The following is a 14420-nucleotide window of genomic DNA, read 5'->3' as shown; positions in this document are numbered from 1 at the left end:
GTTTGGTGAGAACGGCAGGCAAGGTGGCAGGGCTCAGGCCTCGAGTGCGGCGGTAATGTCGGGCACGAAGTGCTGGCTGGTCAGCGGCGGGCGCTCATACCCCTCGGTGTTGATGGGGGGCAGGGTGATGGGCTCGTAGTGGATCGCCTCGTAGGGCACCTTGCCCAGCAGGTGGGAGATGCAGTTGAGGCGGGCGCGGCGCTTGTCGTCCGCCTCCACCACGAACCAGGGGCAATCCTCGGTGTCGGTGTAGGTGAACATGTCGTCCTTGGCGCGGGAGTACTCTACCCAGCGCGAGCGGGACTGCAGGTCCATCGGGCTGAACTTCCAGCGCTTGATGGGGGTGTTGATCCGCTCCTTGAACCGTTTTTCCTGCTCCTCGTCGCTGACCGAGAACCAGTATTTGATCACCGTGATGCCGGCGCGGATCAGCATCCGCTCGAACTCGGGGCAGGCGCGCAGAAACTCGCGATACTCGTTGTCGCTGCAAAAGCCCATCACGCGCTCGACCCCGGCCCGGTTGTACCAGGAGCGGTCGAACAGCACCATCTCGCCAGCGGCGGGCAGGTGCGCCACGTAGCGCTGAAAGTACCACTGGGAGCGCTCGCGGTCCGAGGGGGCGGGCAGCGCCGTGACCCGGCAGACCCGGGGGTTGAGAGGCTCGGTGATCGCCTTGATGACGCCCCCCTTGCCAGCGGCGTCACGGCCCTCGAACAGCACCACTACTTTGAGCCCCTCCTGCTTGACCCACTCCTGCAGCTTGACCAGCTCCTCCTGCAGATGGGCCAGGTGGTGCTCGTAGGTCTTCTTGTCCAGGCGCGGGCGTTTCTTGCTCTTGTCCTTCGGCATGATCGTCTCCTTATTGACACTTTTCCAGATTGCACCAGGCAGGCGTCACTGCCAAGAGGGTCGTGCTACACTGCCGCCCCGTCAATAGTCGGCACCAGAAACAGGAGAAAACATGAAGCAATTTATGGAGATCGCGGGTCGCCAAATGGCCTATCTGGACGAGGGGCAGGGCCCGGTACTGTTGTTTGGTCACAGCTACCTGTGGGACAGCGCCATGTGGGCGCCGCAAATCGAGGCCCTCAAGGGGCAGTATCGCTGCATCGTGCCCGAGCTGTGGGGTCACGGCGATTCCGACGCGCTGCCCGAGGGGGCCTGCACCCTGGCAACCCTGGCGCGCGATCATCTGGCGCTGCTCGATGCGCTCGGCATCGATGAGTTCGTGCTGGTGGGTCTCTCCATCGGCGGCATGTGGGGCGTCGAACTGGCACGCATGGCACCCGCGCGTCTCAAAGGCCTGGTGCTGATGGACAGCTTCGTCGGCCTCGAGCCGCAGATCACCTGCGAGCGCTACCTCGGCATGCTGGCGATGATCGAGCAGCTTGGCACCATCCCGGCCCCCATCGTCGAGCAGGTGGCGCCGCTGTTTTTTGCCGACCAGCCGGATGCCGACCTGATGAGCGGTTTCAAGGCGCGCCTCGCCGCCTGGCCGGCCGACAAGGTGGCCGCCATGGTGGCGGTGGGCCGCAGCTTCGTGACCCGCGAGGATCGCATCGAGTGGCTGGAAGCGATCAGCGTGCCTGCGCTGGTGATGACCGGCAGTCAGGACAAGGCACGGCCGGTGCTGGAGGGCTATCTGATGGCCGAGGTACTGGGCTGCCCGTTCAGGGAGATCCCAGCGGCTGGCCACATCGCCTCGCTGGAGAACCCCGCCTTCGTCAATGAGCAGCTCGGCGCGTTTCTGGCTGCGCTGTAAGCCTGACGATGGTCGTGAAAAAGGGAGCCGAGGGCTCCCTTTTGTTTGTTCGTATTTCACGGAGAATCACAATTACCAGATATAGCCGAGGGCAAATCCTGCATAGAGTTCGCCATCGTGCTGAACGATGGGGCTGTTTTTAATATGCCGATCATACAATTCGTAGTTCATGGCAAACATGCCAATCCAGTTGGGGCTGAAGCGATAGCTGGTGATGAGCGCCGCCATGGGGGAGAGGGTTGACCCCGTATCCCAGGCCGGGCGCTGGGCGGTGGCCTCGCTTTCGGCGATGCCGCCGAAGTAGTAGTTGGCCATCTTGTCGCTGCGCAGCATCAGCCCCATCCCCGGCATGATCAGCAGGTTGTCGCGCTGGATGGGGAAGTCGGCCCACAGCAGCAGCTCCTGACCCTTGCTGCGGCCGCTGATGTCGCTGTTGGCCCGCACGGTCAGCAGGGCGTAGGGAGTGATGATGTTGCCACCGATCCCGCCTTCCAGCTGCCATTTGCGCTGTTCCATGCCGCTGAAGGCGGGCGAATCCTCGGGATCCAGATTGCCAAAACGCACCCGGCCATAGCCATACAGGGCGACATCTTCATCCTTGTGGAAGTAGTAACGCGCCCGATCGCCGAGAAACATGAACTGCTTGCCGAAGTAGATAACGCCCGGGATGGCGTAGGTGGCATTATCCTGCGCCTCATAGCGGGCTTGTCCCCCGATGAGCGCCGCACCGGCGACAAAGCCTTGTGGCACCGGGCTGGTGGGACTGTCGCTGGTGAGCAGATCCATGGAGCCAAGGTCGATATCGGCACGGGCGGGCATGGCGGCAGCGAGCAGCAGGGCCGTCAGCCCTGCTGCTCTGATTTGACGCAAAAAGGTCATGGACACTCCGTTGTCATGATTGCATGGGAAGTGGGTTATTTCGCTGCGGGCAGCTCTTCGCGCTTGGGCCAGGCGTTGAGCACCGCCTTGACCAGGGTGGCGAGGGGAATGGCGAAGAAGACCCCCCAGAATCCCCACAGGCCGCCGAACACCAGCACGGCGATGATGATGGCCACCGGATGGAGGTTGAGCGCCTCGGAGAAGAGGATGGGCTCCAGCACGTTGCCGGTGAGCACCTGAATAACGGTGTAGACCACCATCAGCCAGGTGAACTCCGGGGTCAGTCCCCACTGGAACAGGGCCACCATGGCCACCGGTACCGTCACCGCCGCGGCGCCAATGTAGGGGATCAGCACCGAGAAGCCGACCGCCACCGCCAGCAGCACCGAGTAGCGCAGCCCCAGCATGGCGAAGGCCACATAGCTGATCACCCCGACGATCAGGATCTCGATGACCTTGCCACGGATGTAGTTGAGGATCTGCTCGTTCATCTCCACCCAGACCCGGTTGACCAGGGTGCGGTTGCGCGGCAGGAAGCGGCGCAGTCCGCCCATCAGGATCTGCTTGTCCTTGAGCATGAAGAACACCATCAGCGGTACCAGGATGGCGTAGATGAGGATGGCCACCACGTTGATGAGGGAGCTGAGGGAGGCGCTCACCAGCTGCTCGCCCCCGGTCAGGATGCGCTGGCGGATGTTGTCGATGATGGTTTCCACCAGGGTGACGTTGATGAGCTCGGGGTACTGCTCCGGCAGGGTGCGCACATAGTCCTGGGCATGGGAGAGCATGGCCGGCGACTCCTTGGCGAGGTTCAGCCCCTGGCTCGCCAGGGTCGGGATGAGCCCGAGGAACGCCATGGCGGTGAGGGCGATGAACAGCAGCAGGATGAGGCTGGTGGCCAGGGTACGGGAGAGCCCGGCCCGCTGCAGCCGGCTCACCGGCCACTCCAGCAGGTAGGCCATCACCAGCGCCACCAGCAGCGGCGCCAAGAGATCACCGAACAGCCAGAGCACGGCGAAACAGGCCACCAGCAGCAGGAACAGGGTGACGGCATCGGGATCGGAGAAACGGGTCTGATACCAGCGCTTGATGACTTCTAACATGGCGACATCCTTAGGTTACTGGGGCTTGCCGTGGTGCTTGGCCCCGACCACCAACTGCAAAGAGAGGGTATTGTCTGGCGCCTCCAGCAACGTGAAGGCATGACCCTGGCGTTGCAGATAGGCGGGAATGTCCTGCCGGGAGCCGGCATCGGCCAGCCGGATGGACAGGGATTGACCGGCGTTGGCCTGACGCAGCCAGAGCTTGAGCCGGATCAGCGGTTCGGGGCAGCGCCAGGGGGTCAGGTCGAGGTATTCCATGGAGGCTCCATCGCGCGTGAGGCGGCTATTATGGCCGTGATGAGAGCGCGAAACAACGCTTGTAGCCCTTGATGGGCAAGGGTATTCTGCCGGTGTCCCGGTAGGGTCTGATTGGAGATAGAGATAACGTGGCACGCTTTTCCCCCCTGATGGCATCGCTCCCCCTGCTGGCTTCCCTGATGGGTGCCACTTTCCATGCCCAGGCCAACAACCAGCTTCCCGATATCGGCACCGCCGGGGTGGCCGCCCTGCCCATCGAGCAGGAGGTGCGCTACGGCAACGCCTTCATGCGCTTTGCCCGGGCCGGCTTGCCGATCATCGATGATCCCGTGTTGAGCCAGTACATCGACGATCTGGGCCAGCGGCTGCTCTCCAACGCCGATGGCGTGCGTTTCCCGTTCACCTTCTTCCTCATCAACGACCCCAGCATCAACGCGGCCGCCTTCCTCGGCGGGCGGGTCAAGGTGCACACCGGCCTGTTTCTCTATGCCGACAGCGAGAGCGAACTCGCCTCGGTACTGGCGCACGAAATCACCCACGTGACCCAGCGCCACATCGCCCGCTACATGGAAGCGCAGGCGAGCAGCTCCGCCATGACCCTGGCCGGGCTGGTGGGCTCCATCGCGCTGGCGGTGATCAACCCCACCGCGGGCATCGCCGCGCTGCAGACCACGCTCGGTCTCTCCATGCAGTCGGCCATCAACTACACCCGCGACAACGAATACGAAGCGGACCGGATCGGCATGAAGACCCTCTACGACGCCGGCTTCGATCCCATGGGCATGGCCAACTTCTTCCAGAAGCTGGCGGCCGAGTATCGCTACGCCAGCAAGCCGCCCGAGATGCTGCTGACGCACCCGCTGCCGGAGACCCGGATCAGCGAGGCGCGCGCCCGGGCGGGCAGCTATGGCCGCCGGGATCTGCCGCCGAGTCTCGACTTCTGGCTGGCCAAGGTGCGCATCCAGGTGCGTTTTGGCACCGAAAGCCCGCAGGCCCTGCTCACCTATTTTGACAACCGCCTGCAGAAGGGGGACTACCCGCTCAAGGATGCGGCCACCTACGGCAAGGCGCTGGCGCTGCTGCAGCTCAAGCGCACCGATGAGGCCGATGCCCTGATGCAGGAGCTGGCGACTCGCCACCCGGAAGATCTGTTCGTGGTGGATGCCCTCACCGACATCGATCTCGCCAAGGGGCGCAGCGCCCAGGCCATCGCCCGGCTCGAGAAGTTCCGCACCCGCATGCCGGACAACGAGGTGGTGGTGGTGAACCTCGGCAACGCCTATCTGGAAGGGGGCAACTACAAGAGGTCCATCGCCATCCTCGACCCCTATGCCCGCGAGCACGAAGAGAACAACCTGGCCTGGAGCCTGCTCTCCGATGCCTATCGCAAGGCGGGCAGGATGACCGATCTGCACATGGCACGGGCCGAGATGCTCTCCCTGCGCGGTGACTACCAGGCGGCCATCGACGAGCTGATCGTGGCGCGCGGCACCACCAACGACAAGTTGACCCTGGCCAGGCTGGAGGCGCGCATCACCGAGCTGGAGCGGGCCAAGAAGGATCTCGACAGCCTCAAGGGTTGACGGGCCAGCGGCTCTCACTCATGACAAGGGCGCACCTCGGTGCGCCCTTGTTGTTTTATGATGGCGAAGAGAATGGTGGCAAAGCCAGCCAGCTGGCGCCGCCGCCAACGGCTTTGGCGTCAGTGGCCCACCGGCTTGATGGATGCCCTGAGGGCCTCGAGTCGCGATGGGGTGAGCTCGCCCACCAGGGTCTGCTGGAGCTTGCCCTCGCCATCGAGCAGATAGCTGGTGGGCAGCCCGGCGGGGCGGGGGAAGGGGAGGCTCGCCTCCTGCCGGGCGATGAGCAGCGGCACCTTGATGTGGTACTGCCCGGCCAGTTTGCCGAGCTCGGCCGGTGTGGCCGGGTCGTAGTTGACCATCACCACGGCAGTTTGCCCCTCCCGCGCCAGCGCCTCCAGCAGCGGTATCTCCCGCAGGCAGGGGGCACACCAGGGAGCGAAGTAGTTGACCAACAGCGGCTTGCCGGCAAAGTCGGCCAGGGCCACCGGCTGGTTCTGGCTTCCGATGAATTGGGGAGCCGGGCTGCAGGCCGTCAGCAGGCCGGCCACAATCAGCCAACAAATTCGTTTCAATTCCTGCACTCTCGCGCTTACCCTGACCATCAGTTTCCCCTACAATAGCGCCGTTTCTTGTCCCATCTTGCGATTAATCAGGGAGTTATCATGAGCGAGACCCAAATCTACCACAATCCGCGCTGCTCCAAGAGCCGTGAAACCCTGGCCTTGCTGGAACAGCACGGGATCGCCCCGGATGTGGTGCTCTATCTCGAGCAGGCTCCGAGCGAGGCAGAGATCCGCACCCTGCTGAGCCAGCTGGGGTTCAGCGATCCGCGTCAGCTGATGCGCACCAAGGAAGAACTCTACAAGGAGCTGGGGCTTGGCGAGGTGAGCGGCGATGACCTCATTCGCGCCATGCACCAGCATCCCAAGCTCATCGAGCGGCCTATCGTCATCAAGAACGGCCAGGCCCGCATCGGCCGTCCGCCCGAGCAGGTGCTGGAGATCCTCAAGTGAGCACCCGCTTCGCTCGCCTGCTGACCCTGGTCGGCTTCTTCGGCCTGCTGGGCTGGGTCATCCTCTGGCATCTGTGGCTCTCGCCCCACCCGGATCTCAACCCCTGGCTGCTGCCGGTGATCTGGACGGTGCCGCTGCTGTTCCCGCTCAAGGGGATCGTGCAGGGCAACCCCTACACCCATGCCTGGGGCAACTTCGTGTTGATGCCCTACTTCCTGCACGCCCTGACCCTGATCACCACGGATGAGGGGGAGCGGTGGCTGGCGGTGGTGGAGCTGGCGTTCACCGTGCTCGCCTTCATCGGTACCATCTATTACGCCCGCCTGCGCGGCCGCGAGCTGGGCCTGAGCATTCGCAAGAAGAAGGGTGAGCCTTCGGCGCAAGACCACTGAGGTCCGCGTCAGCGCGCCTGCTCTGTGCAAACCGGACCTGGAGTCCGGTTTTTTTATGGATGCGCAGCCCCGGCATGATACGACCAGAATCGACGCAACAGCGGGTGAGCTAAGTGCCTGCTGGCAGCGCAGATGTCCGCTGTATCTCGCTGATCTTGCAGCAACTATGTCGACGTGATCACATCTTGACCGCCACGAGGTGGGAGGGGGGCGGGCGGCTGACTATCCTCATTAAGCTCCCATACAGCGGCAGCCGTTAGCCTGTCCTTTTCACCAGCCTTGAGTGATGCACCCTATGAAACGCCAATCCCGCCCCCTGTTCCAGAAAACCCTGTTGGCCTTGACCATGGCCTTGTCGGTCAGCTCGCTGGCCGATGCCTGCACCCGCGCCGTTTATCAGGGCGATGGCGGTCTGGTGGTGACCGGCCGCACCATGGATTGGCGCGCCGCCATGCCGACCAACCTCTGGGCCTTGCCGCGAGGCATCGAGCGGAGCGGGGCGGCCGGGCCGCACTCCATGACGTGGAACGCGCGCTATGGCTCCCTGGTCGCTGCGGGGTTTGACGCGGGCACCGCCGATGGCATGAATGAAAAGGGGCTGGTGGCCAACCTGCTCTATCTGACCGAGTCCGAGTATGTGACTCCGAGCGACAAGGATCCGCGCAAGACGCTCTCCATCTCCCTCTGGGCCCAGTATGTGCTGGACAATTTTGCCACCGTCAGCGAGGCGGTTGCCGCCCTGTCGAAGGACGAGTTCTATGTGGTGACCACCCTGACGCCCGATGGCAAGCCGGGCCAGCTGCACCTCTCCATCTCGGATGCCAGCGGTGACTCGGCCATTTTCCAGTACATGGATGGCAAGTTGCAGATCCACCACGACCGCAGCTATCAGGTGATGACCAACTCCCCCGTGTTCGACAAGCAGCTGGCACTCAACGAGTACTGGGAGGAGATAGGCGGGCTCACCATGCTGCCGGGTACCAACCGGTCGGCGGATCGTTTCGCCCGGGCCTCTTTTTATATCAAGACTCTGCCCAGGACGGATCAGGCCAATGAGGCCGTGGCCGGTGTGATGAGCGTGATGCGCAACGTCTCGGTGCCCATGGGGATCAGTACACCGGATCAACCCAACATCTCCACCACCCTGTGGCGCAGCGTGTCGGATCAGCAGCATCGCCGCTACTTCTTCGAGCTGACCCATTTGCCCAACACCTTCTGGGTGAGCATGGACCAGCTGGATCTGAGTGTGGGTGCTCCGGTCAAGAAACTCCCGCTGACCGAGCGTCAGCTCTATGCGGGGGAAACGGCGGACAAGTTTGTGCCGGCCAAGGCGTTCACCTTCCTGCCAGCCACGCCAGGGGCCTGATGAAGCGTTGGTAGAAGGCCCCTCACGGGGCCTTTTTTATGGCCGCAAGCCGGCGTGGCCGCCGGTCTCGCGATAGTGGGCCAGCTGCTGCACGCTGTGGTTCATCAGCTGGGGATAGAAGCGCAAAAAGCCCGCCTCGCACCCTTGCCATTGCGCTCCCTTGAGGGTGAGTAGCGCATCGCCGAGCGGCAGGGGGCGGCGCAGCCGGCGGCCGATGCCGTTGAGGGCCTGCGCCAGCCCCTCTTTGTGCTGATAGGAGGCGATCCAGTTCTGCTCCGCCATCCGTCTGAGGGGCAGCGGCAACCCATCCGGGAGGCTGTCTGCATCCATCAGCAGGTGCCGGTAACTCTGCTGCAGGAAACGGGGCAGGGCTTCGTCATGAAACTGCGGCCAGTGCAGGCTGAGCCAGTGGTCGTAGAGCATGTCCACCAGGATGCCGCCAAAGCGGCGCCAGGGGGCCTCGAAGCAGGCCACTGCCGCCCTGTGTTCGGGGTGACTGTCGGTAAAGGCGTCTATCTTGCGGTGCAGCCAGATCCCCTCGTCGAGTTCGGTGCCGAGCGTGCTCGGCAGGGCACCCTTGACGAAATCCCCCAGCAGATTGCCGGTGAGGGAGCTGTGGGTATGGGCTGCCAGATGCAGGTGGGCGAGATAGTTCATGAAGGGGGAGGTCAGCCAAGGGGATTGTCGCTGAGCCTAGCGGATCCGGCGGCCCTTGCCTACGGGAACGGACGCTCGGCCGTGAGGAAGTGCTTCCCTCCATGACCGCAGGCTGGGTAGAGTGCAGCATGGCTGGCGCTTTGTGGCGCCCATCATCATCACGAGGAGCATGCACATGTTGACCCTGATCGAGGGCGCCGAACTCTATGGCCCGACTGCGCTGGGCCGCCAGGATCTGTTGGTGGCCGATGGCCGCATCGCCTGGATCGGCAGTGGCTTGTCCGTCCCCGCCGACTGGCCGCTGACGCGGGTGGATGGCCGCGGCCGCTATCTGGTGCCCGGGCTGGTGGATCCGCTGGCCCACATCACCGGCGGTGGCGGTGAGGGGGGCTTTGGTTTTCGCACGCCGGAGCTGGCGGCAAGGGAGGCGCTGAGTGCAGGGGTCACCACCCTGGTGGCGGCGCTCGGTACCGACAGCCTGACCCGCAGCCCGGCCCAGGTGCTCGGCAAGGTGCGCGAGTTTCGCGCCGCGGGGGTGAGCGCCTTCATGTATACCGGCTCCTACCATCTGCCGGTCAAGACCCTCACCGGTACGGTGGAGTCGGACATCATGCTCATTCCCGAGGTGCTGGGGGTGGGGGAGGTGGCCATCAGCGATCACAGATCCAGTGCGCCGACCCACGACGAGCTGGCCCGCCTGGTGAGCGAGGCGCGGGTAGCCGGGCTGCTCGCCGGCAAGAGCGGGGTCAGCTTCTTTCATCTGGGGGACGGGCGCGGGGCGCTGGCGCCGCTGCGGGCCCTGCGCGATGGCACCGACATCCCGCTGCGTCAGCTCTATCCCACCCACTGCAACCGCAACCCCTGGCTGTTTGCCGAGGTCATCGAGTGGGGGCGGGCCGGCGGCTGGGTCGATCTCACCACCTCGAGCTTCCCGGACTTGCTGGACGATGGCGAGCGGCTGGCGGCCGACGCCCTGGTGGAGTTGCTGGCGGCCGGGGTACCCGCCGATCGTATCAGCTTCAGCTCGGACGCCAACGCCAGCCTGCCACGCTTCGATGGCGAGGGGCGCCTCATCGAGCTGCGCTGCGGCCAGATAGGCAGCCTGTGGCAGGCACTGGTGGAGAGTTGCGGCAAGGGGGTCGCGCTGGAGGTGGCGCTGGCGGTGGTGACGGCCAATCCGGCCAGGGCACTGGGGTTGGCGACCAAGGGCACGCTGGTGGTGGGGCAGGATGCGGATCTGCTGCTGATCGACCCCGATACGCTTAACATCGAGCGGGTGATGAGCGGCGGCCGCTGGCGCACCTGAAGACTGCTAGTTGACGGCGGGGCTGTCACGCCCGCTCCCCTCTTTTAAACGACAAGCCCGGCAGCAGTGCCGGGCTTGTCGTTGTTGGCGGTGGGTGGCTCAGGGGCAATCAGATGGCCAGGAAGCCCAGGATCAGGATGGGGCCGAGCAGGCTCAGGATAAATCCGGAGACGATGGCCACCGGCACCACCTGGATGCCGCCGGATTTCTGGATGACCGGCAGGGTGAAGTCCAGCGCGGTGGCGCCGCCATAGCCGATGGCGGCGGAGGGGTGACGGCGCATCAGCATCGGAATGATCAGGATGGCGATGAGCTCGCGGCCCAGATCGTTGATGAAGGCGGCGGAGCCCAGTACCGGCCCCAGCTTGTCGGCCACCAGGATGCCGGAGAGCGAATACCAGCCGAAGCTGGAGCTCAGAGCCAGGCCGTGGGTCAGCGGCATGCCGAGCAGTTGGGCGGCCAGCAGGCTGCCCAGCCAGCTGCTGAGAATGACGGTGACGGCGATCTTCATGCCCCAGGGGTTGAGCAGGATCTGGCGCAGCCGCATGCCGGAGTTGCGCATCTGCACCCCGATGAGAAACAGCAGCAGCATCAGTGCCCACTCGCTCCACTTGTCGATGGGCAGGGCACGCAGGTCGACCAGCAGCCCCAGCAAGACGCCGCCCAGCACCACGAAACAGAGTTGCAGCGACTCCCACAACAGATGCAGCTTGCTCGGCATCTGGCCCTCGCTGGCCTCGTGGGTGGGAGGTGAGCGCCTGTCCAGCCACCAGAGGGCCAGCAGGTTGCACAGGGTAATGGCGGCGAGCATCACCCCGGCCACCTTGAAGATCACCGCCAGATTGCTGCCCAGGTTCTCCACGTAGGCGAGCCCCAGCCCCATCAGGAACAAAATGAGATAGACCATCTTGCCCAGCGATTGATTGACCAGCTTGATCAAACGGGCAGAGGAGAGGGGTACCAGATAGCCGATTACCAGCGGCAGCAGGATCAGCAACACATTGAGCAACATCGGGGCCTCGATCACAAAAACTGACAAAAATGACACCTTATCATCACTTATTGGGCCTGTGTCACATATTTGTGTGTTTGCCTGCTCCATCCGGAGCTTTTTTATCAATATGTTATGTTTTTGGTGCGAAATGAGGCCCGCTGTTGGGGCGCCGGCCCATTCTGGTGCAGCCAGAATGGGGTCTGACAGGCCCATTTTTCAACAGGATGCGTGTACTGCATGGTTGAATAAAGTCAATCTGGATAGCTTGCGGCCAAAACGTAGGAATCTTCTTGCCAGCATTGCTCTGGGGGTATAAAAAGGCGGTGTCGTCAGGCAGGGTGGATTAGCGTTTTATGCAGACAAAGTGCTGAAAAATACCTGTTTGGCCAATAAAAATACAGACAAAACACCAAAGACCTCGGTTCTGTATTGTTTTTTAACTATCCGAGTGATATTTTCGCTGAAGGTTGCCATCGGTTAACTTTTTGTTAAATAAGCGATGGCGTGAGTCACGCCCCAGCGGCGTCTAGGGACAGACAAGGTTGTAATGGATGAGCGACGTTGCCGCACTGGAAGTTCGTGATCTGCACAAGTATTTCGGCACCCACGAAGTGCTCAAGGGCATCGATATGACCGCCCACAAGGGGGATGTCATCTCCCTTATCGGCTCCTCCGGTTCGGGGAAGTCGACCTTTCTTCGCTGTATCAATCTGCTGGAAACACCCTCTTCCGGCACGGTTTCCCTCCATGGCGAACTTATTCGCATGAAAACCAACCGGGCCGGTGAACGGTTGCCGGAGGACGTGCGCCAGGTGGAGCGCATTCGTAGCCGCTTGGCCATGGTGTTTCAAAGCTTCAATCTCTGGTCCCACATGACCATCATGCAGAACATCATCGAGGTGCCGATCCAGGTGCTCAAGGTGCCCCGCGCCGAGGCGATGGCCAAGGCGGAACACCTGCTCAACCGGGTGGGACTGTGGGAGCGGCGCGACTACTACCCAGGTCACCTCTCCGGCGGCCAGCAGCAGCGGGCGGCCATTGCCCGGGCGCTGGCGGTGGAGCCCGAGGTGATGCTGTTTGACGAACCCACCTCGGCGCTCGATCCCGAGCTGGTGGGGGAAGTGCTCGGCCTGATGCGCGAGCTGGCCGAAGAGGGGCGCACCATGCTGGTGGTGACCCATGAGATGTCGTTTGCCCGCGATGTGTCGAACAAGGTAATGTTTTTGCATCAGGGCCGCGTGGAGGAGGAGGGCAATCCCAAGGAGATCTTCGCCCATCCCAAGTCCGAACGGTTCAAGCAATTCATCTCCTCCATCTATTGATGGCCGGGGCTGATCCCCAATAATCTGCAATTGCAACAGTCGATGATTTTATCAAGGAGAGATACATGAACAAGCTGATGCTGGCGACCGCCATAGTCACTGCCCTGTCTTCCGGCAGCCTGATGGCCAAGGAGTGGAAAGAGGTGCGGATCGGGGTGGAAGGTGCCTATCCCCCCTTCTCCTGGACCGAGCCGAGCGGCGAGGTGAAAGGTTTCGACATCGACATCGCCAACGCCCTGTGCGAGGAGATGAAGGTGAAGTGCACCCTGATCAAACAGGACTGGGACGGTATCATTCCGGCGCTGCTGTCGCGCAAGTATGACGCCATCATCGCCACCATGGACATCACCGAAGAGCGCAAGAAGAAGGTGGACTTCACCCAGAAGTACCAGCACATTCCGGCCCGTTTCGCCGCCAAGAAGGGCACCGAGATCAAGCTCGACAAGGAGTTCATGAGTGGCAAGACGGTGGCCGTGCAGCGCGCCACCTCCATGGACACCTACATCACCGACAACTTCCCCAACGCCACCATCAAGCGTTATGGCACTGCAGACGAGGCCTATCTCGATCTGAAATCCGGCCGGGTTGACTACGTGATGGCCGACTCCGCCGCCATCAGCGACGGTTTGCTCAAGAAAGAGGGTGGCGATGCGTTCGAGTTCATCGGCCCGAAACTGACCGATCCCAAGTGGTTTGGCGAGGGTGCCGGCATCGCGGTGCGCAAGGCCGACAAGGATCTGAAAGAGAAATTCAACGCCGCCATCCTGGCGCTGCGTGCCAACGGCAAGTACAAGGCGATCAACGACAAGTACTTCGACTTCGACGTGTACGGCGAGTAACCCCGAAGGCGCGCTACCCCGGTAGCCGCCGGCGCAATTGCGGCGAATCATCACGACAGGTTGACCCTAGTCTGTAGTCATCGGGCCCGTTGTCTCTCGCAAGGGAGCGATGGGCCCGCTTAGTTGCAATGGAGCTGCATGTGTTTGGTTTGAAAGGATATTGGGACGGAAGATTCCGCTCAATGAGTTGCAATGGAGCCGCATATGTTTGATTTGAAAGGATACGAAACCTCCCTGCTGGAGGGGGCATGGGTCACCCTGGAAGTGGCGCTGGCCTCCCTGCTGCTGGCGCTGGTGCTCGGCATGCTGGGGGCGCTGGCCAAGCTCTCCCCCTACAAGTGGGCCCGCGGTTTTGCCACCGCCTACACCACCGTCATTCGCGGCATCCCCGATCTGGTGCTGATGATGCTGCTGTTCTTCGGCGGCCAGGTGCTCATCAACAACCTCTGTACCTGGGTCAATGAGAGCTACAACAATTACCTGCTGGCGAGCAATCCCAACCAGGAGTGGGTCTCCCTGCTGCCCGATTACATCGACATCAGCCCGTTTGCGGCCGGGGTGGCCACCATCGGCTTCATCTTCGGCGCCTACATGACCGAGACCTTCCGCGGCGCCATCCTGGCGGTGGACAAGGGCGAGCTGGAAGCGGCCCGCGCCTTCGGCATGCGGGCAACCCAGGTGTTTGTGCGGATCCTGTTTCCCCAGATGATGCGCCACGCCCTGCCGGGGTTTGGCAACAACTGGCTGGTCTTGCTGAAAACCACGGCGCTGGTCTCCATCATCGGGCTCGATGACATGGTGCGCAAAGCGTCCCTGGCGGCGGGTTCGACCCAGCTGCCCTTCACCTTCTACATGGCGGTGGCCCTGATCTTCCTGATCTTCACTGCGGTCTCCACCTCGGCACTGAAATGGGCCGAGCGTCACTATGCGATAAAGACGAGGTAAG

16 protein-coding genes are annotated in these 14420 nt (G+C 62.8%); 9 read left to right on the top strand and 7 right to left on the bottom strand.

Going from position 1 to position 14420, the window contains the following annotated elements:
- Positions 1–33: 33 nt before the first annotated feature.
- Positions 34–849, bottom strand: coding sequence for a polyphosphate kinase 2 (ppk2, locus tag OKC44_RS00705; RefSeq protein WP_270810453.1), 816 nt, complete (start codon positions 847–849; stop codon positions 34–36).
- Between the two features lie 112 nt (positions 850–961).
- On the opposite strand from ppk2, the gene OKC44_RS00700 reads away from it, so the two are divergent.
- A complete protein-coding gene (locus tag OKC44_RS00700) occupies positions 962–1762 on the top strand; it encodes an alpha/beta fold hydrolase (RefSeq protein ID WP_101615835.1) in 801 nt (266 codons plus the stop codon).
- Positions 1763–1834: 72 nt separating this feature from the next.
- Here OKC44_RS00700 and OKC44_RS00695 read toward each other — a convergent pair whose 3' ends face one another.
- Genes OKC44_RS00695 through OKC44_RS00685 form a run of 3 tightly spaced genes read right to left on the bottom strand, consistent with a single transcriptional unit; the run spans position 1835 to position 4002 of the window.
- The gene (locus OKC44_RS00695; protein WP_270810451.1) at positions 1835–2641 is read right to left on the bottom strand and encodes a MipA/OmpV family protein; all 807 of its coding nucleotides are present in this window, start codon (positions 2639–2641) and stop codon (positions 1835–1837) included.
- 35 nt (positions 2642–2676) lie between these two features.
- Positions 2677–3744 (bottom strand): AI-2E family transporter, encoded by a 1068-nt coding sequence (locus OKC44_RS00690; RefSeq protein ID WP_039215776.1) that lies wholly within the window; start codon positions 3742–3744, stop codon positions 2677–2679.
- A 15-nt stretch (positions 3745–3759) separates the two neighbouring features.
- The gene (locus tag OKC44_RS00685) at positions 3760–4002 is read right to left on the bottom strand and encodes a sulfurtransferase TusA family protein (protein ID WP_270810449.1); all 243 of its coding nucleotides are present in this window, start codon (positions 4000–4002) and stop codon (positions 3760–3762) included.
- Between the two features lie 128 nt (positions 4003–4130).
- On the opposite strand from OKC44_RS00685, the gene OKC44_RS00680 reads away from it, so the two are divergent.
- On the top strand, positions 4131–5585 hold the full coding sequence (locus OKC44_RS00680) for a beta-barrel assembly-enhancing protease (RefSeq protein WP_442865688.1): 1455 nt from the start codon (positions 4131–4133) through the stop codon (positions 5583–5585).
- 119 nt (positions 5586–5704) lie between these two features.
- Here OKC44_RS00680 and OKC44_RS00675 read toward each other — a convergent pair whose 3' ends face one another.
- The gene (locus tag OKC44_RS00675) at positions 5705–6187 is read right to left on the bottom strand and encodes a TlpA family protein disulfide reductase (protein WP_270810446.1); all 483 of its coding nucleotides are present in this window, start codon (positions 6185–6187) and stop codon (positions 5705–5707) included.
- A 60-nt stretch (positions 6188–6247) separates the two neighbouring features.
- On the opposite strand from OKC44_RS00675, the gene arsC reads away from it, so the two are divergent.
- The 3 genes from arsC to OKC44_RS00660 all read left to right on the top strand — a co-directional run bounded on the left by arsC (position 6248) and on the right by OKC44_RS00660 (position 8356).
- Positions 6248–6598: an arsenate reductase (glutaredoxin) gene (gene arsC / locus OKC44_RS00670; RefSeq protein ID WP_011705568.1), complete on the top strand. Its 351-nt coding sequence runs from the start codon at positions 6248–6250 to the stop codon at positions 6596–6598.
- Positions 6595–6990, top strand: coding sequence for a DUF2069 domain-containing protein (locus OKC44_RS00665; RefSeq protein ID WP_139391999.1), 396 nt, complete (start codon positions 6595–6597; stop codon positions 6988–6990). The genes arsC and OKC44_RS00665 overlap by 4 nt, the downstream gene beginning before the upstream one ends.
- Before the next feature lie 295 nt (positions 6991–7285).
- Positions 7286–8356 carry a linear amide C-N hydrolase gene (locus tag OKC44_RS00660; protein ID WP_270810442.1) on the top strand — a complete coding sequence of 357 codons (1071 nt, stop codon included), beginning with the start codon at positions 7286–7288 and terminating at the stop codon, positions 8354–8356.
- A gap of 36 nt (positions 8357–8392) precedes the next feature.
- Here OKC44_RS00660 and OKC44_RS00655 read toward each other — a convergent pair whose 3' ends face one another.
- A complete protein-coding gene (locus OKC44_RS00655; protein WP_270810440.1) occupies positions 8393–9013 on the bottom strand; it encodes an acyl carrier protein phosphodiesterase in 621 nt (206 codons plus the stop codon).
- A gap of 175 nt (positions 9014–9188) precedes the next feature.
- Here OKC44_RS00655 and iadA point away from each other — a divergent pair, with 175 nt between their 5' ends.
- Positions 9189–10319, top strand: coding sequence for a beta-aspartyl-peptidase (gene iadA, locus OKC44_RS00650; RefSeq protein WP_270810438.1), 1131 nt, complete (start codon positions 9189–9191; stop codon positions 10317–10319).
- Between the two features lie 109 nt (positions 10320–10428).
- On the opposite strand, the gene OKC44_RS00645 is transcribed toward iadA, so the two are convergent.
- The gene (locus OKC44_RS00645; RefSeq protein WP_073352391.1) at positions 10429–11331 is read right to left on the bottom strand and encodes a lysine exporter LysO family protein; all 903 of its coding nucleotides are present in this window, start codon (positions 11329–11331) and stop codon (positions 10429–10431) included.
- 533 nt (positions 11332–11864) lie between these two features.
- Here OKC44_RS00645 and OKC44_RS00640 point away from each other — a divergent pair.
- From OKC44_RS00640 to OKC44_RS00630, 3 genes are all read left to right on the top strand, one after another.
- Complete coding sequence (locus OKC44_RS00640) at positions 11865–12635, top strand: ABC transporter ATP-binding protein (protein ID WP_011705574.1); 771 nt, start codon at positions 11865–11867, stop codon at positions 12633–12635.
- Between the two features lie 65 nt (positions 12636–12700).
- Positions 12701–13474, top strand: coding sequence for an ABC transporter substrate-binding protein (locus OKC44_RS00635; protein ID WP_011705575.1), 774 nt, complete (start codon positions 12701–12703; stop codon positions 13472–13474).
- Positions 13475–13678: 204 nt separating this feature from the next.
- A complete protein-coding gene (locus OKC44_RS00630; protein WP_011705576.1) occupies positions 13679–14419 on the top strand; it encodes an ABC transporter permease in 741 nt (246 codons plus the stop codon).
- Position 14420: the final 1 nt, after the last annotated feature.

Source organism: Aeromonas sp. S41-2 (assembly GCF_027705845.1).
Lineage (GTDB): Bacteria > Pseudomonadota > Gammaproteobacteria > Enterobacterales > Aeromonadaceae > Aeromonas > Aeromonas hydrophila.
The sequence above is the reverse complement of the archived record's forward strand: the minus strand, read 5'-3'. Positions and strand labels throughout refer to the sequence as shown.

Excerpts from the sequence above, each read along its gene's own strand:
- ppk2 (WP_270810453.1), bottom strand. The coding sequence starts at position 849 with ATGCCGAAGGACAAGAGCAAGAAACGCCCGCGCCTGGACAAGAAGACC.
- OKC44_RS00700 (WP_101615835.1), top strand. The coding sequence starts at position 962 with ATGAAGCAATTTATGGAGATCGCGGGTCGCCAAATGGCCTATCTGGAC.
- OKC44_RS00695 (WP_270810451.1), bottom strand. The coding sequence starts at position 2,641 with ATGACCTTTTTGCGTCAAATCAGAGCAGCAGGGCTGACGGCCCTGCTG.
- OKC44_RS00690 (WP_039215776.1), bottom strand. The coding sequence starts at position 3,744 with ATGTTAGAAGTCATCAAGCGCTGGTATCAGACCCGTTTCTCCGATCCC.
- OKC44_RS00685 (WP_270810449.1), bottom strand. The coding sequence starts at position 4,002 with ATGGAATACCTCGACCTGACCCCCTGGCGCTGCCCCGAACCGCTGATC.
- OKC44_RS00675 (WP_270810446.1), bottom strand. The coding sequence starts at position 6,187 with ATGGTCAGGGTAAGCGCGAGAGTGCAGGAATTGAAACGAATTTGTTGG.
- arsC (WP_011705568.1), top strand. The coding sequence starts at position 6,248 with ATGAGCGAGACCCAAATCTACCACAATCCGCGCTGCTCCAAGAGCCGT.
- OKC44_RS00660 (WP_270810442.1), top strand. The coding sequence starts at position 7,286 with ATGAAACGCCAATCCCGCCCCCTGTTCCAGAAAACCCTGTTGGCCTTG.
- OKC44_RS00655 (WP_270810440.1), bottom strand. The coding sequence starts at position 9,013 with ATGAACTATCTCGCCCACCTGCATCTGGCAGCCCATACCCACAGCTCC.
- iadA (WP_270810438.1), top strand. The coding sequence starts at position 9,189 with ATGTTGACCCTGATCGAGGGCGCCGAACTCTATGGCCCGACTGCGCTG.
- OKC44_RS00645 (WP_073352391.1), bottom strand. The coding sequence starts at position 11,331 with ATGTTGCTCAATGTGTTGCTGATCCTGCTGCCGCTGGTAATCGGCTAT.
- OKC44_RS00640 (WP_011705574.1), top strand. The coding sequence starts at position 11,865 with ATGAGCGACGTTGCCGCACTGGAAGTTCGTGATCTGCACAAGTATTTC.
- OKC44_RS00635 (WP_011705575.1), top strand. The coding sequence starts at position 12,701 with ATGAACAAGCTGATGCTGGCGACCGCCATAGTCACTGCCCTGTCTTCC.
- OKC44_RS00630 (WP_011705576.1), top strand. The coding sequence starts at position 13,679 with ATGTTTGATTTGAAAGGATACGAAACCTCCCTGCTGGAGGGGGCATGG.